Below are 22,287 nucleotides of genomic sequence, written 5' to 3'. Positions count from 1 at the left end.
AGGGTTTGTCCGAAGACTCAGTAGGTGGCGTCCGGATGCTTCAGCTCGTAGCCCACCCGGGTGGCCTTCACCCCTTCCATCACCAGGCCGTAGCTGACCTTGTCGAAGGTGCGGAACACCATCACGTGCGCGGCGTACTCATCCGGCAGGCTGACCCGGCCGGCGCCGTTGCGCGGCGAGTCGTCCATGCGCGAGGAATTGGGCCAGCGCACCTTGTTCGCGACGTGATCGCCCCGGCGCCAGACCGACAGCACGGTGCCGTTGTCGATGCCTTCGCGGCTGCCGCCGGAAATGGCGACGACGTCGCGCGGACCACCGGACGTCAGCGCGTTGGCGACGGCCAGGATCTGCAGCTTGCCCTCGGCAATGGCCGTGGCCGGCGGGTGCGGGAAGAACTGCAGGTCGTACGGCTTGGCCTCGACCGGGACCACGCGATCGCCGGCACGCACTTCCTTGCCGCTGTCCTGCAGGGTCAGGGTGACCGTTTCGCTGCCGGGCACGAGGCCCCGGGTGATGGTGCCGACGTTGACCTGCTCAAGCTCGTAGCCCAGCAGTTCGACCGGACCGCCGTCGGACAGCGCCGAGCTGGACCACTGGCGGTTCCAGTCCGCCGGCGCGCCCTTGATGCGGGCGCCGCGATAATCCAAGTCTTCCTTGTAGGTCAGGTACTCGCCGCTGGATTTCACCCGGGTCTGGGTGTAGCGCAGGCCCGGGCGCACGATCGCGTAGCGCTGGCCGGGCTGGGCCTGGTCCAGACCGAGCACGTACACGTTCTGGCCGGCGGTGGCGCGCAGCATGTTCTCTTCCAGCCCGGCGACGTACGGCAGATGCTGGAAGCTGTCGGCGATGCTCAGGTTCTTCAGGAACGGCTCGACGTCGGACAGCGGAATCGCGTTCAGCGGGGCTTCCTGGCGCGGACCGGCCTGGACCGCCACGCGATCCAGATAAGCCAGGCTGAGCACGTCGCCGGGGTAGATGAGGTGGGGGTTCTTGATCTGCGGATTGGCCTGCCAGATCTCCGGCCACAGCCACGGCTTCTTCAGGAAGCGGGCGGAAATGTCCCAGAGGGTGTCCCCCCGCTTGACCACGTACGTGTCCGGGTGGTCCCCCGCCATTTCTGCGGCGGCGGCATAGCTGCCCACGGTAATCGCCGCAACGGCGAGAACCGTACGAAAATGTTTAAACATGGCTGTATCTACCTGATTCCCCGACAGGTGGTCCGCACTATAGTCCAGAAAACCCGGCGCAACGCAAGCGCCCGAGTTAGAATCCGTGAGGCCTTGCCGGATTCCACTGGCGCCCCCATCTCGGACACACCATGGCACTGCTTCCCATCCTCGAATTCCCCGATCCCCGGCTGCGCACCAAGGCGGTGCCGGTCGACCCGGCGCGGGTGACCGAGCCGGCCTTCCAGACCCTGCTGGACGACATGTTCGAGACCATGTACGAGGCCCCGGGCATCGGCCTGGCCGCCAGCCAGGTGGACGTGCACCAGCGTTTCATGGTCATCGACATCAGCGAAGAGAAGAACGACCCCCGGGTCTTCATCAATCCGGAGATCGTCGACCGGGCCGGCGACCAGGTCTACCAGGAAGGCTGCCTGTCGGTTCCCGGCATCTATGCCGACGTCACCCGTTCCAATGAAATCACCGTGCGCTTCGTCGATCGCCGGGGCCAGGCGCAGGAACTGCGCGCCGACGGCCTGCTGGCGGTCTGCATCCAGCACGAAATGGATCATCTCGACGGCAAGCTGTTCGTCGACTACCTCTCGCCGCTCAAGCGCGAGATGGTGCGCAAGAAGCTGGCCAAGCAGCGGCGTCAGGCTGCGGCCTGACGGCCGCGGGATTGGTGATTCGGGATTTGGGATTCGCAAGAGCCAGGTTGCGGGTCGCGCCGGCCGCCATCCTCCTTCTACCTCCCCGGATACCTCGTCTCCCATGAGAATCGTTTTTGCCGGCACGCCGGCGTTCGCCGTTCCCAGTCTGCGCACGGCGCACGCGCGCAATGAAGTCGTTGCGGTGTACACCCAGCCGGATCGGCCCGCCGGCCGCGGCCGCGGGCTGACGCCTTCGCCGGTCAAGCTGGAGGCGATCCAGCGCGGCATCCCGGTACTGCAACCGGAATCGCTGAGGAAGAAATCCTCGCAGGAAGCCCTGCGCGAACTGGCCCCGGACCTGATGATCGTCGTCGCCTACGGCCTGATCCTGCCGCAGGCGGTGCTGGACATCCCGCGTTACGGTTGCTGGAACGTACATGCGTCGATGCTGCCGCGCTGGCGTGGCGCCGCACCGATCCAGCGCGCGATCGAAGCCGGCGACGCCGAAACCGGCGTCTGCCTGATGCAGATGGAAGCCGGGCTGGATACCGGCCCGGTGCTGCTGTCCCAGCGCACGCCCATCGGCGAACAGGAAACCGGCGGGCAACTGCACGACCGCCTGTCCGAACTGGGCGCGCGCGTGCTTGCCGACGGGCTTGGCCTGCTGCGCGCGGGCATGCGCCCGGTGGCGCAGGCGCAGCCCGAAGCCGGTGCCACGTATGCGCACAAGCTGGAAAAGCACGAAGCGCGGCTGGACTGGTCGCAGCCAGCCGACGCGCTGGCGCGCAAGGTGCGTGCGTTCGAACCCTGGCCGGTGGCCGAGGCGAGCGTGGCCGGCGAACGCCTGCGCATCCATGGCGCGGTCGCGCTGGATCTGGCGCACCGGGCCGAACCCGGCACGCTGCTCACGGCGGGCCGGCAGGGCCTGGACATCGCCTGCGGCCAGGGCGCGCTGCGCCTGCGGGTGGTCCAGCGCGAGGGCGGCAAGGCGATCACTGCCGCCGACTACCTCAACGCGCGCCGGGATCTGGTGACCGCGTGAATCCGGGCACCGGCGCCGCCGTGCGCGCACTGGCCGCGCGCATCCTCGATGCGGTCGCGCACCGGGGGCGTTCGCTCAAGGCGGAACTGGCCGCCGGCCTGCCGCGCCTGCCGGACCCGCGGGATCGCGCGCTGGCCGAAGCGATCTGCTTCGCCGCGTTGCGCCAGCGCGTCCGTTATGACGAGGCCCTGCGCCGCTGGATGCAGAAACCGCTGGGCCGGCGCGACGGCGAACTGCGGGCGCTGTTGTGGGTCGGGTTCGCCCAGATCGATGCGCTGCAACTGCCGGCGCATGCCGCGCTCTCTACCACCGTGGAAGCCGCGCGGGAACTGAAGCGCTCGCACCAGGCCGGGATGGTCAACGCGATCCTGCGCCGCGCGCAGCGCGAAGGCCTGCCGGCCGCCGCACCCGAACGGGCCTGGCCGGCGTGGCTGCGCGAGCGAGTGCGCCAGGACTGGGCCGGGCAGGCCGATGCGGTTTTCGCCGCGAGCGCCGAAGCCGCCCCGCTGTGGCTGCGGGTCAACCGCGCGCGCATGCCGGTGGCGGATTATCTGGAGCGCCTGCGACAGACGTTGCCGGAACTCGTCGCGTCCGCCTCGCCGTTGGCCACCGATGCGATTCGCGTCGATACGCCGGTGGCGGTCGCCGCGTTGCCGGGCTTCGCCGACGGTGACGTGTCGATCCAGGACGGGGCCGCCCAACTGGTGGCCGATGCGCTGGCGCCCGCCGCCGGCGCGCGGGTACTCGATGCCTGCGCCGCGCCCGGCGGGAAGGCGGCGCACTTGCTCGAACGCGACGGCACCTTGCGTCTGCTGGCGATGGACGTGGATGCACGACGCCTGCAACGCGTGGGCGAAACGCTCGCGCGGGTCGGCGTGCGGGCGCAACTGCGCGCCGCCGATGCGGGCGAGCCTTCGATCTGGTGGGACGGCCAGCCGTTCGACGCGGTCCTGCTGGACGCGCCGTGTTCGGCGACCGGCATCGTCCGTCGCCAGCCCGACGTGCTGCTGCACCGGCGGCCGGAGGACATCGACGCGCTGCGCGCGCTGCAGGCACGCCTGCTGGATGCGGCGTGGACCCTGCTGCGGCCGGGCGGCATGCTGCTGTATGCGACCTGCTCGATCCTCAAGGACGAGAACGAGCGCCAGATCGACGCCTTCCTGGCGCGCACGCCCGACGCCCGCACCGAAGCGCTGGACCCGCGCTTCGGCCATGCCTCCGGCGCCGGCCGCCAGCGCCTGCCGGGCGAGGATGGCATGGACGGCTTCTTCTACGCGCGCCTGGTCCGCAGCGACGGGGCGTGAGCCACGCGACATTGGCTGGCCGCAGGGCCGGTTCCGACAATTGCCTAACGAATCGCCGGTATCATCGCGCGCCATGATCAAGACCGACGACAAGACCGCGTTCTGGTGGTTCCTGCTGTTCGCGCTGGTGGTAATCGGCGCGGGGCTGGGCATGCGCGCGCCGTGGCCGGCCGACGAGCCGCGTTTCGTGCTGGTGGCCAGGCAGATGTGGGAGTCCGGCCAGTGGCTGTTCCCGCACCGCGGCCAGGAGCTCTATCCGGACAAGCCGCCGCTGTATTTCTGGATGATCGCGTCCACCTACGCGGTGGTGCGCGACTGGAACGTCGCCTTCCTGATTCCGTCGCTGCTGGCGGCGCTGGGCACGCTGGTGCTGACCTACGACTTCGCACGCCGTACCTGGAACCGCCAGGCCGCGCTGTGGGCGGCCGGCGCGGTGCTGTGCGCGATGCAGTTCGTCTACCAGGGCAAGCGCGCGCAGATCGATCCGACCGTGGTGTTCTTCATCACCCTGGGCATGTACGGCCTCGGCCGGCACATGCTGCTGGGACCGAACTGGCGCTGGTACTGGCTGGGCTGCTTCTCCGCCGGCCTGGGCGTGATCAGCAAGGGCGTGGGTTTCCTGCCGTTGCTGGCGCTGATTCCCTACGCGCTGATGCGCTGGCGCGGCTGGCAGGGACTGACCGAGCCGGCGCCGAAGGGCGCGGGCCGATGGTGGCTGGGCGGGGCCAGTTTCCTGCTGGCGATCGCGCTGTGGTTCGTGCCGATGGTGGTGACCGCGTTGACCAGCGGGGATCCCGAGCACCGTGCCTATCTCAACGAAATCCTGTTCCGCCAGACCGCCACCCGCTACGTCGCCGCATGGCACCACCAGGCGCCGCCGTGGTACTTCCTGGAAGTCATCGCGCTGTTCTGGTTGCCGTTCTCGATCTTCATTCCCTGGCTGATCAAGCCGTGGCGCGAGGCCTGGCGCCAGCACGACGCGCGGGTGTGGTGGCCGCTGGCGTGGATGCTGCTGGTGCTGCTGTTCTTCAGCGCCAGCCCGGGCAAGCGCGACATGTACATCCTGCCCGCACTGCCGGCGCTGGCGTGGGCGGCGGCCCCGTTCCTGCCCGCATTGGGCGAGCGTCGCGGCGTGCGCGCCGGGTTGCTGGTGTTCGCGGTGGCGCTGGGCGGCTTGCTGCTGGTAGCCGGAGGCATGGCGCTGACCGGCGATCCGCGTTTCGAACTGAAGCTGGAAGCCGAGCGTGGCCTGGCCGGCGATCCGCATGCGGATCACCTGTGGCTGGCGCTGGCGGTCATGGGGGGACTGATCGTCGCCGCCGCGTTGTGGCTGCGGCGCGCGCGCGCGATCCCGCTGACCCTGGTGACCGTGCTGGTGCTGTGGGTCGGCTACGGCATGGCGCTGGCGCCGTTGCTGGACGGCGAGAACTCGGCGCGCGACGTGATGGCCGAAGCACGCGCACGCGCCGGCGTGGACACCGCCATCGGGCTGGTGGACTGGAAGGAACAGCAACTGCTGCAGGCGCAAGGCGAGGTGACCGAGTTCGGTTTCCGCGCGCCGGTCGAGCTGCAATGGCAGCGCGGCCTGGCCTGGCTGCACGAGGCGCCCGCGCGGCGCGTGCTGATGGCGCAGGACGCCACCCTGCCGGCCTGCGTGGATCGCACCCTTGCACGTTCCTTGGGTTCGGCCAACCGGCGTAGCTGGTGGCTGGTGGACGACGCGGCCACAACGGGCTGCCGAGCGGCGATGAAGCCGTAATCGATCAGCGGTTGACCAGCAGGTCCCGGTAAACCGCCTCGGTGGCGTCGGCGAATCGAGCGATGCCGAATTCGGCGAGCGCATGCGCGCGCGCGGCGGCGCCCATTCCGCTCAGGGCATCGCGATGCCGGAGCATCCAGCGCAGGGTGGTCGCCATCGCCTCGTGGCCATGCACCGGCACCACCCAGCCGTCCTCGCCCGGGTGCAGGTTTTCCGGCAGGCCGGCGTAATCGGTCACCATCACCGGCTTGCCCATCGCCATCATTTCGCGGCAGGCGAAGGAGATGGTCTCGATGTCGTGCGACAGCACGAAGCCGGCGTCCAGCGCGGCGATGATCGGACGCACGTCTTCCAGCAGTCCGGGGAAATGGAACTGCGCTTCCAGGCCGGCCTCGCGCACGATCGCCAACTGCCGCGCGGAAGGCGGCTGGCCGGCAATCAGCACGTGCACCCGGCGGCGCTCTTCGGCGGACAGCAGCCCCAGTGCCGCCACCAGATCCGTCCAGCCCTTGTAGTCGGCGGTGCCGGCGCTGCTGCCGATCAGCAGCGACCCGGCGTCCGGCGCGAAGCGTTCCCGCGACATGCGCGCGTCCGCGTCCGGCCAGGGGGCGAAATGGGTGGTGTCCACGCCGTTGTAGACCGTCTGCGGATGGCAGACGCGGTAGGGCGTGGCCTCGAGCTGCCGGCGCACGTACTCGCACACCGCGATCGCCTTGTCGGTATGGAAACGCGCGCGCCAGACGTGCTGGAGCCCACCCATCGGCTTGGTGTTGTGCTTGGTCAGGACCACGCGCGGACGCGGCGAGACGCCGCGCAATGCGGCGATGACGATGCGGTGATCGGCCGAACCGTTGACGTGCACGATGTCGAACCGGTGCGCGCGCAGGTAATCGCGCAACTGGCGGATGGCGAGCGCGCGTTCGCGCAGCTTCCGCAGTCCGTTCGGGAAAGGCTGCGCCAGCGTGTGCACGCCGGGCAGCGCGGCGGCTTCGGCCAGCAGGCGGCTGCCGGCCGGGGCGGCAACATGGACCTCGTGCCGCGGTCCGAGCGCGCGCGCCAGTTCGCGGATGTAGGTGGTGTGGCCGCCGCCGCTGCCGCTGTGGAAATTGGTGTAGAGCAGCTTCATCGGCGAGTCGTGAGCGGGATCAGGAGATCACCGGATCCTGCAGCAACTCGGGGTGGCCGTCGATGCCGTGTTCGCAGCGGGTGATCTTCTGCGTGCGGGTGGCCTGGAACAGGCGGTTGTTGGGCAGGCTCATGTCGTCCACGTCCGGCGGGGCGCGCGAGTTGTGCCACAGGTGGACGGCCAGTGCGGCCCACTTGAGCGCGCGCCGGCGCAGGCCGGTGTTCTCAAGCCGCGCCGCCAGCTCGCGATCCTCGGCGCCATAACCTTCCATGCGTTCGTCGAAACCATTGACCTTCAGCAGGTCGGCGCGCCAGAAACTCATGTTGCAGCTCATCACCCGCCCGCCGTTGCGCGAGCGCGCCTTCCAGCGCGCCAGCTGCGGCTGGCGGAAGGCGTACTGGCGGCGGGTGCCGTCGAACTCGTCGAAATCGGCGTCGATCCACGGCGCGAACACCGGCCGCCCGCCGGCCAGCAGGCGCTTGCTCTCGGCGACCGTCGCCTTGAGCCGGCCACCCTGCAGGAAGAACCCCGGCTCGGCCAGCATTTCATGATCGCCGATGAAGTCCGGATGCAGGATCATGTCGCCGTCCAGCAGGATCACGTAGTCGCCGCGGCTGGCGGCGATCGCGCGGTTGCGGCAGCGCGCCGCGCGGAAGCCGCGATCCTCCTGCCACAGATGGCGCACCGGAACCGGCAGCGCCTTCTGCCAGCGCGCCACCACTTCGGCCGTATCGGGCCGGGAACCGTCATCGGCAATCAGGATTTCGTCGGGCATGCGCCGCTGCGCCGCCACGCTTTCCAGCACCCGCTCCAGGGCTTCGGGCCAGTTGTAGGTGAGGACCGCCAGGGAAATCTTCATCGTGCGCGCGAAGGGTCGGTGGACGCCGATGGCAACGACAGGCTGAGCGCCAGCGGCAGCCAGATGATCAACCAACCCGGGCGTGGGCTGTCAATCAGGTGCGGCAGGTCGAATTGCACCATCACGCTGGCGAACACCCACAGGCCCAGCACGGCGCGGCCGATCACGTCGTCTCGATGACGCCAGGCACGCCAGCCCAATGCCAGCCAGATCACCGACCACAGCAGGAATCCCGGCAAGCCAAGTTCGACCGCGATCTGGGTGAACAGGTTGTGGGTATGGACCTGGTCCATGCCCATGCCGCCCTGCACCGGCAGGGTGAAGCGCGCGCCCAGCCCCAGACCCAGCCATGGCTGCTGCAGGAACAGGTCCCAACTGTGTTGCATGATCTGCGGCCGGAACGACCAGCCGCGCTCGCTCAGCTCCGGGTAGGCCGCGATCGCCACGCCTGCGCCGACCACGATCAGCGCGATCACGCGCCGCCAGGCGCGCTCCTTGCTGCGGATGGCGAGCAGCACGAACATCGCGGCGAACAGCGCCGCCCAGGCGCTGCGCGAGTCGGCCAGCACCAGGCAGGCGATCAGCACGGCCATGGCGGACCATTTCAACAGGCGCTGTCCCGGCGTGTGGAAACGCCAAGGCCACAGCCACAGGAAACCGGCTCCCATCGCCGCGGCGATCAGGTTGGCGTTGGCCATCACGCCAAAGCCGGTCACGCGGCCGTCCGGTGGCGGCTGGATCGCGAACCGGAGCATCGCCGCTATGGCGGTGGCGGCCAGCACGCCTGCGCCACCCACCAGCAGCCAGCGCTGGCGGCGCGGGTCGTCGCCAATGCCGTGCCGCCAGGCGAACAGGAACACCAGCACGCTCAGGATGCGCAGGATCTCGTCCAGCGGCCGCGTCGCGTTGGTCCATGCCAGGCTCAACGCGGACCAGCAGAACAGCGCCAGCAGCCAGGGCATCAGCGGGCGGCGTCCCAGATCGCGCCAGCGATCGAAATGCGCGAAGCCCAGGATCAGCGCAGGCAGATACAGCGTCAGCGCCAGCAGGTACTGGTAGGGCTTGCCGGGATTGAACGAGGGACCCGCCGGCAACACGCACATCCCCGCGATCAGCACCATCAATCCCACGCACAGCAGGTTGCGCCAGCGCGTGGGCACCGCCATCCCGGAAACCGCGGGATCCGAACGCAGCGTCGCAGCCGGGTGCCCGCCGGGGAGCCGATCCGGGGCCGGTGCGCGGGAAACCTGCGACGGCGTGCGCGGGCGCGCCGGCGCGGCGTCAGGCGCGGGGGGAGCAGGAGAAGGTCGAGAGCTCAAACACGGCGTCCGGCAGGGTCGGGGGAATGCGGGAGATCCGCCCAAGCGTAAGGCAAGCTACACCCGGGAACCAAGCCGGAAGTCACCGATTGTCGCTGCGCGCAATCCATTGCGTGTAGAGCGTGTCTATTTCTTGCGTTTCGGGCTGCGGACGATGCTCAGGATGCGCTCCAGGCGCTTCCACCAGGGCAGGCGCGCCCGCCAGCACAGTCCGATGTAGCGGCGCGCCTCGGCCCAGTCGGGCTCCGGCTTGGTCCGGTATTCCAGCTTGGCCAGTTCCAGGCAGGAATCGTCCATGCCGGCGGCGCGTGCGTAATGCCCGATCAGCCCGCGTGACTGCAGCAGGCCCAGGAAGGTGGTGGTCCGGTTCTGCTGCGCCCACCAACCGTTGTTGCCATGGATGCGATAGCCGACCTGGCCGGTCGGCAGGAAGTACTTGCGCGCACCGAAGATGCTGGCGCCGAACACCAGGCAGTTGTCGGCCGAGATCCGCCAGGTGGCGCCCACCTGCGGCGGCAGGTCCATGCACAGGCGCGCATAGCGCAGCCGCAGCGACAGCGCCGAGGTCGGCGCACCATACCAGTAGGTCAGCGCGTAGGTGCTGATGGCGGTGTAGCCGAGATCGAGTTCCTTTTCGGCGAAACCGATGCGGCCTTCCTCGTTGCCGAACAGATCGATGTCCGAAAGCACGAAGCCCACATCCTTGCGCTGGTCGTAGATCGCGCCGATCTTCTCCAGGTAGTCCGGCTGCCAGCGATCATCGGCATCGAGGAAGCAGACCACGTCCACGTCTGCATCCACGGCGGCCACGCCGCGCTGGAAGGCCGCCAGTTGGCCGCCGTTCTCGCCGAACAGCAGGCGCACGCCGGGATGGTGGCCGTAATGTTCGGTCAGCAGTGCCTGCGAGCCATCGGTGGAACCGTCGTCCACCACCAGGATCTGCGCCGCGCGCCGGCCCTGGGCCAGCACGCCGTCGACCGCCTCGATCACGAAACGGGCGTAGTTGTAGTTGGTGATGATGACCGCGAAGCGGGTCATGCCTGGCCCTCGGCCAGCAGCTTGCGGAAGTAGCCGATGGTTTCCTTCAGGCCGTCCTCCAGCCCCACTTTCGGTTCCCAGCCCAGCTTCCCGCGCGCCAGCGTGATGTCCGGCTGGCGCTGCTTCGGATCATCGGAAGGCAGCGGCTTGAACACCAGGCGGGAATGGCCGCCGACCAGCGCCAGCACCTTCTCGGCCAGTTCCAGCATGGTGAATTCGCCGGGATTGCCGATGTTGACCGGACCGGTGAAGCCGCGCTCGGTGTCCATCATCCGCACCATCACCTCGACCAGATCATCCACGTAGCAGAAGCTGCGGGTCTGGCTGCCGTCGCCGTAGATGGTGATGTCCTCGCCGCGCAGCGCCTGCACGATGAAGTTGCTGACCACCCGCCCGTCGTTGGGATGCATGCGCGGGCCGTAGGTGTTGAAGATGCGCACCACCTTGATGTCCAGTCCGTGCTGGCGGTGGTAGTCGAAGAACAGCGTCTCGGCGCAGCGCTTGCCCTCGTCGTAGCAGCTGCGCAGGCCGATCGGATTGACCCGGCCCCAGTAACCTTCCTGCTGCGGATGCACTTCCGGATCGCCGTACACCTCGCTGGTGGAGGCCTGCAGGATGCGCGCGTCCAGGCGCTTGGCCAGGCCGAGCATGTTGATTGCGCCGTGCACGCTGGTCTTGGTGGTCTGCACCGGATCGTGCTGGTAGTGGATCGGCGAGGCCGGGCAGGCGAGGTTGAAGATGCGGTCCACTTCCACGTAAAGCGGGAAGGTCACGTCGTGCCGCATCAGCTCGAAGTAGGGATGGTTGAGCAGGTGGGCGACGTTGCGCTTGCTGCCGGTGAAGAAGTTGTCCGCGCACAGGACGTCGTGTCCGTCCCGGATCAGCCGATCGCACAGGTGGGAACCCAGGAAGCCGGCACCGCCGGTGATCAGAATGCGCTGCATGAACCACTCTCTTGGAAGGAAGAACACCGCCGGCGGCACGAAGCGGGCCCGCCGGGCAGGCGCATATTGTCACGGCTGGGTCGGGGCGGGGGGAAGGGCGGACACCCGCGACATGCGGCGACGGCGCCTTCGGGCGGCGTGAACGCTACAGCCGCTCGCGCCACGCCTGGAACATCAGCACGCCCCACAGGTGCGTGTGCCACTTGCGCTGGCCGGCGAGGAATTCGCCCCAGATGGCGCGGATCGGCGCCGGATCGAAATGCCCTTCCTCGCGCAGGCGGCGCTCGTCCAGCTGCGCCTCGGCCCAGTCGCGCAGCGGACCGCGCAGCCAATCGCCGACCGGCGCGCCGAAACCCGACTTGGGCCGATGCACCAGCGGGGTCGGCAGGTAGCGTTCCAGCAGGCGCTTGGGCAGGTGCTTGAGCTGGCCGTCGCGGTACTTCATCGCCAGCGGCAGCGACCAGGCGAACTCCACCACCCGCCAGTCCAGCAGTGGCGCGCGCGCCTCCAGCGCCACCGCCATGCTGGCGCGGTCGACCTTGGTCAGGATGTCCTCGGGCAGGTAGCAGGCGAAATCCAGCGCCATCAGCCGATCGGCGGGGCCGCCGTTGGCCGGGAGCGCGGCCGGATCGTCGTAGGCGGTGATCGCGCGGCGGGCGCCGCGCACGACCGATTCCGGCCGCCGCCAGCGGCTGACCCGCTGCAGGGCGACGCCCTGCAGATCGCCGGTCGCCAGTTCCGCGCGCGCGGCGGCCAGTCCGCCCAACCGCGAGCGTTCGCCAGGATTGCCGGCCAGCCGGGCCAGCAGGCGCCGCGGCAGGCGCGCCAGCCGCGCGTCGTTGCGCAGCGCGCGCAGGTAGCGGCCATAGCCGAAGAACAGTTCGTCGCCGCCATCGCCCGACAGCGCCACCGTCACGTGCTGGCGGGCCAGCCGGCACAGCAACGCGGTCGGCAACTGCGAGGAATCGGCGAAGGGTTCGTCGAACATCCGCGCCATGTCCGGCACCAGATCCAGCGCGGCGCGGCCGTCGGCGTGCAGTTCGGTGTGATCGGTGCGCAGGTGCCGCGCCACCGCGGTGGCATAGGCGCTCTCGTCGTGGTCGGTGTTGTCGAAACCGATCGAGAAGCTGCGCACCGGCCGCGCCGACTGCGCCTGCATCAGCGCGGTCACCAGCGAGGAATCGGTGCCGCCGGACAGGAACGCGCCCAGCGGCACGTCCGCCTCCATGCGCAGCGCGACCGCGTCGCGCAGCAATGCATCCAGCGCGTCCAGCGCGGCGCCCTCGTCGCCGTCGAAACCCTGCGCGATCGCGGCTTCCTGGCGCTGGCGCGCATTCCACCAGTGCAGTGGCGCGCGCAGCGGATCGTGGCCGGCGTCGCCCGCCGCCAACGCGGCCGGATCCAGGCGCAGCAGGGTGCCGGCCGGCAGCTTGTGCACGCCGCGCAGGATCGCGTACGGCGCGGGGATGTAGTCCAGCCGCAGCAGCAGCGCCAGCGCGTCGGGATTCACCTCGTGGCGCAGGCCCGGATGGGCGCGCAGCGCGGACAGCTCGCTGCCGAACACCAGCGTGCCGTCCGTCGTCCAGCCGTAATACAGCGGCTTCTTGCCGACCCGGTCGCGCGCCAGCCACAGGGCCCGCTCCTGGCGATCCCAGGCCGCCAGCGCGAGCATGCCGTTGCCGCGCTCCAGTGCTGCCTGCACGCCCCACTGGGCGATGCCCGCCAGCAGCACTTCGGTGTCGGAGTGGCCGCGGAACCGGTGTCCCAGCGCTTCCAGCTCCGCGCGCAGCGCGGCGTGGTTGTAGATCTCGCCGTTGAAGGCGATCACCCAGCGGCCGTCGGCCGACACCATCGGCTGGTGGCCTTCCGGGCTCAGATCCAGGATCGACAGGCGCCGGTGCGACAGCACCAGGCCGATATCCGCGTCCACCCAGGTGCCGCTGTCGTCCGGACCGCGGTGGGCAATGGCCTCGCCCATGCGCCGGCCAAGGGCATGGAGTTCGTCCGCGCCCGTGCGCGGTTGGGGCGACCAGGCGCCAGCGATGCCGCACATGGTCAGGCCTTGTTCGCAGGTTCGGGGGAAACGGGAGTCACGACCGGCTGCCCGGTCTGCAGCAGCCACAGCATGACGGTCTTCTGGCGCACGTAGTTGGCGCGCACGTAGGCGTAGACCAGGCCGTGCCAGCCATCGAGGAAGCCGCCGCGCAGCAGGTAGCCGCGCCAGAAGCGCCAGGCCGGCGACAGCACCAGCTTGGCCAGGGTGGCGCGCTTGCCGCGCGCGAAATCGTGCTCGGCCATCATCCGCGCGTAGCGCTGGGTCTTGAGCAACTGCTGCTCCAGCGAACGGTACGGGTAATGGATCAAGTCCCCGCGCAGGGTCTTCACCGCGCCGTCCACGCTGGCCGCTTCGTGCACCTCGCGCTTGCCGCGCCAGCCGCCACGGCGGCGGTCGAACAAGCGCAGCACTCGATCCGGATAGGCGTTGCCGTGGCGCAGGAAGCGGCCGAAATAGTCCGACAGGCGGGCGAACCGGTAACCGGCCGCGCCCTCGAAACCGGTCGCGCGCGCCGACTCGATGGCGCCGCGCAAGGTGTCGTCCACGCGCTCGTCCGCGTCCAGGCACAGCACCCAGTCATGCCGGGCCTGTTCGATCGCGAACTGCTTCTGGCTGCGGAAGCCGTCGAAGGCCCGTTGCAGCACCCGCGCGCCCGCCGCCTGCGCGATCGCCACCGTGGCATCGGTGGAATACGAATCCACCACCACGATCTCGTCGCAGAACGCCAGCGAGGCCAGGCAGTCGCCAATGCGGTCCGCTTCGTTAAACGCGATAATGCAGGCCGAAATCGGGACCCGGTGGTTCGAGGAGGCGTTGATGGCGGATTACCTGTTGTTTGCGACGGAACGCTATGCGCTGCCCATCTTGCAGCCGCTGGCCGATGCGCTGCAAGCCGCCGGACACGGCGTGCACGCCTGGTTCGTCGATGGTGCCGCCGGCTCGCGGCTGCCTGCGCCGGTGAGGATGATCGAACACGCGCGCCAGGCCGTCGACCTGCGCCCGCGCGCGGTGTTCAGCGCCGCCAACTGGGTGCCGACCTTCGTGTCCGGCGCCAAGGTGCAGCTGTTCCATGGCTTCAACGTGGAGAAGCGCGATGCCGCGCGCGGCCACTTCCGGGTGCGCGGCATGTTCGACCTGTACTGCACGCAAGGGCCGGCGACCACCGCGCCGTTCGAGGCGCTGGCCCGTGAGGCCGGTCACTTCAAGGTGGTCGAGACCGGCTGGCCCAAGCTGGATCCGCTGTTCGGGCCGGAGGACGCGCGGGTCCGGCAATGGCGCGCGCAGGCCAACGGGCGGCCGGTGGCGATGTTCGCGTCGACCTTCACCGAACGCCTGAGCGCGGCCCCGCACCTGCATGAGGCCATCGCCGCGCAGGTGGCCACCGGCGAGCGCTTCTGGCTGCTGACCCTGCACCCCAAGTGCGCGCCGGACCTGTTCGCGCGCTATCGCGCGCTGGCCGGCGCGAATGCCGTGTTCGTCGAGACCGAGGATCTGATCAGCGCCGAGCGCGCGGCCGACGTGCTGGTGGCCGACACCACTTCGGTGGTCAGCGAATTCGTGGTCCAGCGCAAGCCGGTGGTGACTTTCCGCAACCGTGCGCCCAAGCCGCACATGATCGACTTCGACGATCCGGCGCGCCTGCCGGAGATGCTGGCGCGCGCGTTCGTACCGGACGACGCGTTGCGCGCCGCGCTGGCCGACTACGCCACCGCGATCCATCCGTATCACGACGGGCATTCCTCGCAGCGGGTGATGATTGCCACCGAGCGGCTGCTGCGCGGCGAACTGGGTCCGCTGGCGCGCAAGCCGTTCGGCAGCCTGTTGCGCGGGCTGCAGATCCGCAAGGACCTCGGCTACTGGGGACCGGCCGCGCGCTGAGCGCTCACCAGCGCAGGCGGCGGCGCGCCAGCGCCTGCGCCAGTCGCTCGCAGATCGCCCGCGCTTCCGGCTCGGGCAGGAAGCGCAATCGCAGGGGCGAGGCCAGACCGCTGTCGCCGGCGGTGTCCAGCCACAGCGTGGCCGTGCCCAGCCAGCGATCGATCGGCGAGCGCGCCAGCCGCAGCGCCTGCAGCTTGTCGACCTCGGCGAACCGCCACCAGCGCCACCACCAGCCGCCGCGCACCGCGATCAGTTCATCGCCGGCCGTGTAGCCGGAACGGCGCGCGTTCTGCCATGCGGCCCAACCGGTCAGCGGCCAGGCCAGCAATGCCAGGCCCGCCCAGGCGCCGAACGGAAACCATAGCGCGAGCGCCAGCAGCGGCGTGAGGATCAGCCCGGGCAGCCACAGCCGCCACGCCGCCCGCGCCGGCATTGGCTGCCAGTGCGTGGGCGGCCAGTCCGAATGCGGCAACAGATGGCGGACCAGCGCATCGCAGGCGTCCCGCGTGGCGATCGGCGCCAATACCTTCAAGGCCCGGCCATCGTCGTGATCCACCCGGCTGGCCACGGCGGTATCGATGTGCAGGCTGCGCCGCTTCAGCCAGCGTTGCACCACGCCTTCGCGCAAGGTCCAGGCCTGGATGCGCCGGCGCGACACGCTGGTGCGCAGGCGCGTGAGCAGGCCGCGTTCGACGGTCAGGCGGCGATCGGATTCGCTCAGGCGAAAGCCATGGAACTGCACCAGCGCCAGCAGCACCGACAGCAGGCGGGTCAGCACCAGCACCAGCGCGAGGATTGCCAGCGCGGCGAGCGCGCCGCTCTGCCACGTCCATTCCAGATGGCTCGCGTAGCCGAAGGCTTCGCGCGAATAGCGCCGCACCAGCCCCGCCATCATCTTGTCGGGCAGCACCTGCCAGGCCAGGCCGAACGCCGCCGCGACCACCACCATGCCGCGGTTGGAGGCCAGCCCGAGCCGGATCACTTCCGTCAGCGGCAGCGCCAGCAAGGTGTTCGAAGCGGGCAGGGACGGCGCATCGGTCATCGATGCCGGCGCGGCCTGGCCGCGATGCCGGATCAGGTTCTCCAGCGCGGTGGCCGCCGACAGGCTCAGCACCCGCATCTCCGCTTCGGGCTTCTGCCCGCCGGCCGACTCCAGCCGTACTTCCGCCACCTGGAACAGGCGATGCAGCAACGACTGGTGGATGCCCACGTTGTGGATGCGCGCGAACGGAATCTCGCGCAGGCTGCGATGCAGCCAGCCGCTGCGGATGGTCAGGCCATCGCGGCCAATCCGGTAGCGATAGGTGAAGTACTGGACCACCGACAGGATCACCAGCACGCCGACGGCAATCAGCGGACCCAGCGAGGCCCACAGATTGTCCGGATCCCCGCGTCCGCCGAACACCACCAGCGCGATCAGCGGCAGGATGAACTGCTTGAGCTGCTGCACCAGCACGAACAGCCACGACCACGGATGCAACCGCTGCTCCACCGCCATCGGCGCGTCGGCGGCGGAAGGGAGCGGGGGAGGCGGGGGAACGCTCACAACGCGTCGTCGAGGTCGAGTTGCCGGGCCAGCCGGTCGCGCAGGCGCTCGGCGTCGGCCGCGTCCATCGCCTGCACGCTCACCGTGGCCTGGCGGGTGCCGGCGGTGTGCACGACCAGCGTCGCCAGGCCCATGCCGCGTTCCAGCGGACCGCGTTTCAGGTCCAGGTGCTGCACGCGCGAAATCGGCACATGGGTTTCGCTCTGCCACCAGTTGCCGCGCCGCACCGCGAAGCCGGACTCGTCCAGCTTCCAGCGTGTGCGCAGGTGCCGGCGCAGGCTCAGCCAACCGCACAGCACCGCGCCGATCAGGAACACGGCCGGCGCGGCCAGCCACGGCGACAGCCAGCCGGACGCCTGGCTGACGAACGCGGCGCCCACCGCCAGCGGGATGCCGATGATCGCGCCGCCCAAGGCGGCCAGCACGCCACCGCGCGGCGGCACGGGCTGCCAGCCGGACGCGGTGTCCGGCGCGGCGGGCGGTGCCGCGTCTGGCGTTTCGACGGGGAGGTCGCTCATCAGCGACTCTCCGCCTTCGCCTGTTCGTACATGCTGTAGTCGAGCACGTAGTCGCGACCCTTGCGGTAGTCGGACAGCCGTCCCTTCATGCGCTTGAGGGTGGCGGCCAGCGCCTTGCGGTCGGTGTACTCCTCCGGGGCCTTGGCCACGGCCTCGGTCTGGTAGGCGACCGCCTGTTCGAATTTGCCGTTGGCGGCGAAGGCCGCGGCGACAGTGTCCAGTTCGCCCGAGGACAGCTTGTCCTTGCGTTCGATCATGAACCGCGCCAGCTCCAGCGCGCGGGCCGGGTCACGCTGCCCGGGGACCGGGCAGGTCGCCAGTGTCCACACCTGTTCGTTGCGCGCGTGCTCCACGCCCGCTTCCTCCGCGCGCGCCTGCCAGTCGACCGCCTGCCGGCAGTCCTGTGGCAGACCGGCCAGTCCCTCGGCGTAGAAATGCGACAACTCCACCATCGCCATGCCATTGGAGGCATTGGCCGCGCGCTGCAGATGCGGCAGCACGCGCCGGTAGAGGGCATCGCCGAACTGCGAAGGGTCCTGCATCAGCAGACCGGCGGTATACATCGCCGCGCGCGTGTTGCCGTTGTTGCTGGCGCGTTCCAGCCACTCCAGCGCCTGCTTCGGATCGCGCTGCACGTACTGCGGATTCTCGTCCAGCATCATCGAACCCAGCGCCAACTGGGCCAGGCCGTCCTCGGCCTCGGCCTTGCGCCACAGCGCCTCCACCCGGAAGCGGAACACGCTGTCGTAGTCCGGCCACTGCTCATTGAGGCGGATGCGCGCGGCGGCATCGTCCACCGGCGCGCGATCCAGCACCGCCAGCCGCGGCGGCTCCGCTTCCAGCATCCGCCCGAGCACGAACTCGGTCATCTGGGTGCTGGTGACGCCGGCATTGGTGGCGGACTGGTCGAAAGCCGCCGACGCCGCCAGCGCCGAGGATTCCAGCCGGTACTTCCAGCCGTCCTTCTCGCGCACGAAATCCGGGCCGAACTGGAAATTGCTCTCGGTCGGCGGGCCCAGCTCGGACACGGCGTGATCGCCGGAAATGGTCACATGGGTCAGCGAGACGGGGCCGTCCTCCTCGTCGCTGCGCACCGAAATCCAGCCCTTGCTGGCGAACAGGCGCGCCAGCGCGACGCCGTCCATTTTCTTCAGCGCGGCCTCGTCCTGGGTGGCGCGCAGCAGGTAGGCCTTGATCCGATCATCGGAAGGCAGGCGCCGCAGCTGGTCGGCCGAGGCGTACAGCGCGGCGTCGCGCAGGAAAGTGAAATGGGTGAAGCTGGAGGCCGCCAGCAGATCCGCGCTTTCGGGCTTGTTCGCGTTCACCAGCTCCGCGTAGCGATCCCAGGCGCGGCTGACCGCGTTCATTTCGGCCAGATCATCGCCCGCCGCCAGCGCCGGCGCCGCCCACAGCGCCAGCCACAATCCCATTGCACGCATGTCGTCCCCTTGTCGCGTTCGAATCATCACGCGGGTTCAGAGGTAAGGATTGTCCTCGCCGCTGCCCGGTGGCCGCAGGGTATAGCGTTTGTACGTCCACTGGTACTGGGCCGGATCGCGACGCGCGATCCGCTCCACGCCGGCGTTGAGCGCGGTCACCGCCACCACCGGATCCGGATCGGCGATGGCCGGCTCGGCCGGTTCGATGTGCAGGGCGAAATCCGGGCCGTCGCCGATCCGCTCGCACCAGGCGAACAGCACCACCGCGCCGGTGCGCTCGGCCAGCCGCGACAGCAGCGTCATGGTCAGCGCCTGCACGCCGAAGAACGGCGCGAACTCGCCGTCGCCGGCCTTGGGCTGCTGGTCCGGCAGGATCGCCACCACGCCGCCGTCCTTGAGCTGCTTCCACAACTGGCGCACCGCCGGTCCCTCGGCGCGCACCTGGGTGATGTTGGCCGCGCCGCGCGCGCGCAGCAGGAAGGCGTCGCCCACCGGCGACTCCGGCACCCGGTACACGAACGCGTACGGCCCGCGCGAGGCCAGCCACTGGTTCAGCAGTTCCCAGTTGCCGTAGTGGGGCGCGGCGATGATCACGCTGCGGCCGGCGGCGCGGGCCTGGTCGTACAGCTCGGCGCCGTGCAGCTCGCGCAGGCAGGCCAGGTTCCGCGCGTGCGGCTGGGTCCAGAAGCGCAGGGTTTCCATCAGCTGGCGGGTGGTGGCGCGCAGGATGTCCCGGTGCAGCGCCTGCCGTGCGCGGTCGTCCAGGCCGGGGAAGGCCAGCTCCAGGTTGCGCCGGGCCACCCGGCTCTCGCGGGCGTCGGTGCGCAGCCACAGCCAGGCCAGCCGGTTCCCCAGCCACCGCAGCAGGGGCCAGGGCAGGCGCATGAACCAGGCGATCGCGGTGTAGAGGAGGAGGGCGGTGGTCTGCGGCTTCATCGTGATCAGTCTAGCGGTTGACCGTGACCGGCCGGGCCGCGAGCATGGCCGCATGCTTGCCTTGATACAGCGGGTCACCCGGGCGTCGGTGACCGTGGACGACGAAACCGTGGGCGCCATTGGTGGCGGCCTGCTGGCCCTGGTGGCGGTGGAGCCGGGCGATGCCGAGCCGCAGTTCCAGCGCATGGCCGAGCGCCTGCTGGGCTACCGGGTGTTCGCCGACGACGCCGGAAAGATGAACCGCTCCCTGACCGATACCGGCGGCGGCCTGTTGCTGGTCAGCCAGTTCACCCTGGCCGCCGATACCCGCTCCGGCATGCGTCCCAGCTTCACCACCGCCGCCCCGCCGGAGGAGGCTGAACGGGGATTCAACCGACTGGTCGAAATCTGCCGGCAAAAACACGCGCCAGGGGTGGAAACCGGGCGTTTCGGCGCCCATATGGTCGTCAGCCTGGTCAATGACGGGCCCGTGACCTTCCTGCTCCGCCCCTGACGTCAAGACAGGCGGACACAGCGTCCCCACGATGGTTTTCAGGGACGAGGGGTGGCCCGGGCTGGTATAATACTAGGTTCCTTCCTCCTCTCCTGCCGGTGGCGCAACCTCCATGGCCAACGAACGTCCTGCCCAACAATCTGAAATCAAGCTGCTGATCAGCAAGGGTCTTGAGCAGGGCTACCTGACCTACGCCGAAGTCAACGATCACCTGCCGGACGACCTGGTCGACCCGGAACAGATCGAAGACATCATCGGCATGATCAACGGCATGGGCATCGACGTCCATGAAGTCGCCCCCGATGCCGAAACCCTGCTGCTGTCCGACGGCAACACCGGCGGTCGCGAAGTCGACGAGACCGCGGCCGAGGAAGCCGCCGCCGCGCTGACCTCGCTCGACACCGAAGGTGGCCGCACCACCGACCCGGTGCGCATGTACATGCGCGAAATGGGCACCGTCGAGCTGCTGACCCGCGAAGGCGAAATCGCCATCGCCAAGCGCATCGAGGAAGGCCTGGGCCAGGTCCAGGCCTCGCTCGGCAACTTCCCGTGGTCGATCGAACTGCTGCTGGAAGAGTACGAACTGCACAAGACCGGCAAGAAGCGCCTGGCCGAAGTCGTGGTCGGCTTCAACGACGTCGAGGAACCGGCGGAAGAAGTGCCGGAAGCCGTCGAAGCCTCCGACAGCGACGCCGACAGCGACGACGAAGACGAGGATGGCGGTGACGACGCGGCCGAAGAGGCGGCGCCCACCGGTCCGGATCCGGAAGAAGTCGCCCGCCGCATGCAAGCGCTGGCCGACGGCTACGCCAAGTTCAAGAAGGCGCACGCCAAGAGCGGCCCGGACAACAAGGCCGTCACCAAGATCCGTACCGAGATGGCCGAGGTCTTCGTCACCCTCAAGCTGCCGCTCGCCCTGACCGACACCCTGGTCCGCAAGCTGCGCGACGTGGTCAACGAGATCAAGGACCACGAGCGCCGCGTGATGCACCTGTCGGCCAACATCGCCAAGATGCCGCGCAAGGACTTCCTGCGCGCCTGGGAAGGCAACCAGACCAACCTGGGCTGGGTGGACGAAGTCCTCAAGCGCAAGCAGAAGTGGTCTTCCGGCCTGCGCGAGGTCAAGGACCAGATCATCGCCGAGCAGGAAGCCACCATCGCCGTCGAACAGGCGATGCACCTGCCGCTGGCCGAGATCAAGGAAATCAGCCGCGCCATGGCCTACGGCGAAGCCAAGGCCCGCAAGGCCAAGAAGGAGATGGTCGAGGCCAACCTGCGCCTGGTGATCTCCATCGCCAAGAAGTACACCAACCGCGGCCTGCAGTTCCTCGACCTCATCCAGGAAGGCAACATCGGCCTGATGAAGGCCGTGGACAAGTTCGAATACCGCCGCGGCTACAAGTTCTCGACCTACGCCACCTGGTGGATCCGCCAGGCGATCACCCGCTCGATCGCCGACCAGGCGCGCACCATCCGTATCCCGGTGCACATGATCGAGACGATCAACAAGCTCAATCGCATTTCCCGCCAGATGCTCCAGCAGTACGGCCGCGAGGCCACCCCGGAGGAGCTGGCCAAGGAAATGGACATGCCCGAGGACAAGATCCGCAAGGTCATGAAGATCGCCAAGGAGCCGATCTCCATGGAAACCCCGATCGGCGATGACGAGGATTCCCACCTGGGCGACTTCATCGAGGACACCAACGTGGAGTCCCCGATCGACAACACCACCAACATCAACCTGCAGGAAACCGTCCGCGACGTGCTGGCCGGCCTCACCCCGCGGGAAGCCAAGGTGCTGCGCATGCGCTTCGGCATCGACATGAACACCGACCACACCCTGGAAGAAGTGGGCAAGCAGTTCGACGTCACCCGCGAGCGCATCCGCCAGATAGAAGCCAAGGCCCTGCGCAAACTGCGCCACCCCAGCCGCTCTGAGCAGCTGCGCAGCTTCCTGGACATCGACTGATTCCAGCCAGCAGGCAAACCCAGCAAAGCAAAGAACCCGCCGCAAGGCGGGTTCTTCGTTTCCGCCCCCGCCCCCCGCTACAATGCCCCGGCAGCGGGCCTATAGCTCAATGGTTAGAGCAGAGGACTCATAATCCTTTGGTTCCAGGTTCGAGTCCTGGTGGGCCCACCAAAAGCACTCCGGGCGTGCACGATGTTCGGGCCGCAACACGCCGTCACTTCCGATGTCGTTGCGAATGAGCCGGC

The 22,287-nt window shown here is 69.1% G+C and carries 19 protein-coding genes and 1 tRNA gene; 8 read left to right on the top strand and 12 right to left on the bottom strand.

Translation table 11 applies throughout. The features are described from left to right. Positions 1-17: 17 nt before the first annotated feature. Entirely contained in the window at positions 18-1,187 is a 1,170-nt protein-coding gene (locus ACTJI2_RS13150; RefSeq protein WP_183639548.1) for a LysM peptidoglycan-binding domain-containing protein, read from the bottom strand. 131 nt (positions 1,188-1,318) lie between these two features. Here ACTJI2_RS13150 and def point away from each other — a divergent pair, with 131 nt between their 5' ends. From def to ACTJI2_RS13130, 4 genes are all read left to right on the top strand, one after another. Further along, a complete protein-coding gene (gene def / locus ACTJI2_RS13145) occupies positions 1,319-1,834 on the top strand; it encodes a peptide deformylase (protein WP_192199512.1) in 516 nt (171 codons plus the stop codon). 103 nt (positions 1,835-1,937) lie between these two features. Then, the gene (gene fmt / locus ACTJI2_RS13140) at positions 1,938-2,858 is read left to right on the top strand and encodes a methionyl-tRNA formyltransferase (RefSeq protein WP_440842380.1); all 921 of its coding nucleotides are present in this window, start codon (positions 1,938-1,940) and stop codon (positions 2,856-2,858) included. Continuing rightward, the gene (gene rsmB, locus ACTJI2_RS13135; protein ID WP_440842379.1) at positions 2,855-4,162 is read left to right on the top strand and encodes a 16S rRNA (cytosine(967)-C(5))-methyltransferase RsmB; all 1,308 of its coding nucleotides are present in this window, start codon (positions 2,855-2,857) and stop codon (positions 4,160-4,162) included. The genes fmt and rsmB overlap by 4 nt, the downstream gene beginning before the upstream one ends. A gap of 73 nt (positions 4,163-4,235) precedes the next feature. Then, entirely contained in the window at positions 4,236-5,921 is a 1,686-nt protein-coding gene (locus tag ACTJI2_RS13130; protein ID WP_440842378.1) for an ArnT family glycosyltransferase, read from the top strand. A gap of 4 nt (positions 5,922-5,925) precedes the next feature. Here the strand turns inward: ACTJI2_RS13130 and ACTJI2_RS13125 are convergent, their stop codons facing one another. From ACTJI2_RS13125 to ACTJI2_RS13095, 7 genes are all read right to left on the bottom strand, one after another. Beyond that, positions 5,926-7,047: a glycosyltransferase family 4 protein gene (locus ACTJI2_RS13125; RefSeq protein WP_440842377.1), complete on the bottom strand. Its 1,122-nt coding sequence runs from the start codon at positions 7,045-7,047 to the stop codon at positions 5,926-5,928. 19 nt (positions 7,048-7,066) lie between these two features. Continuing rightward, complete coding sequence (locus ACTJI2_RS13120; protein ID WP_440842376.1) at positions 7,067-7,906, bottom strand: glycosyltransferase family 2 protein; 840 nt, start codon at positions 7,904-7,906, stop codon at positions 7,067-7,069. Continuing rightward, positions 7,903-9,072 carry an O-antigen ligase family protein gene (locus ACTJI2_RS13115; protein ID WP_203323390.1) on the bottom strand — a complete coding sequence of 390 codons (1,170 nt, stop codon included), beginning with the start codon at positions 9,070-9,072 and terminating at the stop codon, positions 7,903-7,905. The genes ACTJI2_RS13120 and ACTJI2_RS13115 overlap by 4 nt, the downstream gene beginning before the upstream one ends. Positions 9,073-9,351: 279 nt before the next feature. After that, on the bottom strand, positions 9,352-10,263 hold the full coding sequence (locus ACTJI2_RS13110) for a glycosyltransferase family 2 protein (protein WP_318287944.1): 912 nt from the start codon (positions 10,261-10,263) through the stop codon (positions 9,352-9,354). Beyond that, a complete protein-coding gene (locus tag ACTJI2_RS13105; RefSeq protein WP_203323388.1) occupies positions 10,260-11,207 on the bottom strand; it encodes a UDP-glucuronic acid decarboxylase family protein in 948 nt (315 codons plus the stop codon). The genes ACTJI2_RS13110 and ACTJI2_RS13105 overlap by 4 nt, the downstream gene beginning before the upstream one ends. Positions 11,208-11,352: 145 nt before the next feature. Next, on the bottom strand, positions 11,353-13,260 hold the full coding sequence (asnB, locus tag ACTJI2_RS13100) for an asparagine synthase (glutamine-hydrolyzing) (RefSeq protein ID WP_440842374.1): 1,908 nt from the start codon (positions 13,258-13,260) through the stop codon (positions 11,353-11,355). Positions 13,261-13,262: 2 nt separating this feature from the next. Beyond that, complete coding sequence (locus ACTJI2_RS13095) at positions 13,263-14,081, bottom strand: glycosyltransferase family 2 protein (protein WP_183641290.1); 819 nt, start codon at positions 14,079-14,081, stop codon at positions 13,263-13,265. On the opposite strand from ACTJI2_RS13095, the gene ACTJI2_RS13090 reads away from it, so the two are divergent. Continuing rightward, positions 14,077-15,141: a CDP-glycerol glycerophosphotransferase family protein gene (locus tag ACTJI2_RS13090; RefSeq protein WP_440842408.1), complete on the top strand. Its 1,065-nt coding sequence runs from the start codon at positions 14,077-14,079 to the stop codon at positions 15,139-15,141. The two genes, ACTJI2_RS13095 and ACTJI2_RS13090, sit on opposite strands and share 5 nt — an antisense overlap. Before the next feature lie 4 nt (positions 15,142-15,145). Here the strand turns inward: ACTJI2_RS13090 and ACTJI2_RS13085 are convergent, their stop codons facing one another. The 4 genes from ACTJI2_RS13085 to ACTJI2_RS13070 are packed head-to-tail and all read right to left on the bottom strand — an operon-like array spanning position 15,146 to position 19,580. After that, positions 15,146-16,639: a PH domain-containing protein gene (locus ACTJI2_RS13085; protein ID WP_440842406.1), complete on the bottom strand. Its 1,494-nt coding sequence runs from the start codon at positions 16,637-16,639 to the stop codon at positions 15,146-15,148. Between the two features lie 44 nt (positions 16,640-16,683). Continuing rightward, positions 16,684-17,205, bottom strand: a complete 522-nt coding sequence (locus ACTJI2_RS13080) for a PH domain-containing protein (RefSeq protein ID WP_192199515.1) — start codon at positions 17,203-17,205, stop codon at positions 16,684-16,686. Further along, complete coding sequence (locus ACTJI2_RS13075; protein WP_440842373.1) at positions 17,205-18,644, bottom strand: hypothetical protein; 1,440 nt, start codon at positions 18,642-18,644, stop codon at positions 17,205-17,207. The genes ACTJI2_RS13080 and ACTJI2_RS13075 overlap by 1 nt, the downstream gene beginning before the upstream one ends. 36 nt (positions 18,645-18,680) lie before the next feature. After that, the gene (locus tag ACTJI2_RS13070) at positions 18,681-19,580 is read right to left on the bottom strand and encodes a lauroyl acyltransferase (RefSeq protein ID WP_183639537.1); all 900 of its coding nucleotides are present in this window, start codon (positions 19,578-19,580) and stop codon (positions 18,681-18,683) included. A gap of 52 nt (positions 19,581-19,632) precedes the next feature. Between ACTJI2_RS13070 and dtd the strand changes: the two genes are divergently transcribed. From dtd to ACTJI2_RS13055, 3 genes are all read left to right on the top strand, one after another. Continuing rightward, complete coding sequence (gene dtd / locus ACTJI2_RS13065) at positions 19,633-20,073, top strand: D-aminoacyl-tRNA deacylase (protein ID WP_183639536.1); 441 nt, start codon at positions 19,633-19,635, stop codon at positions 20,071-20,073. Between the two features lie 112 nt (positions 20,074-20,185). Continuing rightward, a complete protein-coding gene (gene rpoD / locus ACTJI2_RS13060; protein ID WP_183639535.1) occupies positions 20,186-22,042 on the top strand; it encodes an RNA polymerase sigma factor RpoD in 1,857 nt (618 codons plus the stop codon). A gap of 95 nt (positions 22,043-22,137) precedes the next feature. Then, positions 22,138-22,213, top strand: a tRNA-Ile gene (locus tag ACTJI2_RS13055). Positions 22,214-22,287: the final 74 nt, after the last annotated feature.

The sequence above is a fragment of the Pseudoxanthomonas sp. 22568 genome (genome assembly GCF_052044485.1).
Classification (GTDB): Bacteria; Pseudomonadota; Gammaproteobacteria; order Xanthomonadales; family Xanthomonadaceae; genus Pseudoxanthomonas_A; species Pseudoxanthomonas_A beigongshangi.
Note: the sequence above shows the minus strand (reverse complement) of the source record. Positions and strands in the feature narration are given on the sequence as shown.

Coding starts and splice junctions, on each gene's coding strand:
- ACTJI2_RS13150 (WP_183639548.1), bottom strand. CDS start 1,187: ATGTTTAAACATTTTCGTACGGTTCTCGCCGTTGCGGCGATTACCGTG.
- def (WP_192199512.1), top strand. CDS start 1,319: ATGGCACTGCTTCCCATCCTCGAATTCCCCGATCCCCGGCTGCGCACC.
- fmt (WP_440842380.1), top strand. CDS start 1,938: ATGAGAATCGTTTTTGCCGGCACGCCGGCGTTCGCCGTTCCCAGTCTG.
- ACTJI2_RS13130 (WP_440842378.1), top strand. CDS start 4,236: ATGATCAAGACCGACGACAAGACCGCGTTCTGGTGGTTCCTGCTGTTC.
- ACTJI2_RS13125 (WP_440842377.1), bottom strand. CDS start 7,047: ATGAAGCTGCTCTACACCAATTTCCACAGCGGCAGCGGCGGCGGCCAC.
- ACTJI2_RS13120 (WP_440842376.1), bottom strand. CDS start 7,906: ATGAAGATTTCCCTGGCGGTCCTCACCTACAACTGGCCCGAAGCCCTG.
- ACTJI2_RS13115 (WP_203323390.1), bottom strand. CDS start 9,072: ATGGCGGTGCCCACGCGCTGGCGCAACCTGCTGTGCGTGGGATTGATG.
- ACTJI2_RS13110 (WP_318287944.1), bottom strand. CDS start 10,263: ATGACCCGCTTCGCGGTCATCATCACCAACTACAACTACGCCCGTTTC.
- ACTJI2_RS13105 (WP_203323388.1), bottom strand. CDS start 11,207: ATGCAGCGCATTCTGATCACCGGCGGTGCCGGCTTCCTGGGTTCCCAC.
- asnB (WP_440842374.1), bottom strand. CDS start 13,260: ATGTGCGGCATCGCTGGCGCCTGGTCGCCCCAACCGCGCACGGGCGCG.
- ACTJI2_RS13085 (WP_440842406.1), bottom strand. CDS start 16,639: ATGGCGGTGGAGCAGCGGTTGCATCCGTGGTCGTGGCTGTTCGTGCTG.
- ACTJI2_RS13080 (WP_192199515.1), bottom strand. CDS start 17,205: ATGAGCGACCTCCCCGTCGAAACGCCAGACGCGGCACCGCCCGCCGCG.
- ACTJI2_RS13075 (WP_440842373.1), bottom strand. CDS start 18,644: ATGCGTGCAATGGGATTGTGGCTGGCGCTGTGGGCGGCGCCGGCGCTG.
- ACTJI2_RS13070 (WP_183639537.1), bottom strand. CDS start 19,580: ATGAAGCCGCAGACCACCGCCCTCCTCCTCTACACCGCGATCGCCTGG.
- dtd (WP_183639536.1), top strand. CDS start 19,633: ATGCTTGCCTTGATACAGCGGGTCACCCGGGCGTCGGTGACCGTGGAC.
- rpoD (WP_183639535.1), top strand. CDS start 20,186: ATGGCCAACGAACGTCCTGCCCAACAATCTGAAATCAAGCTGCTGATC.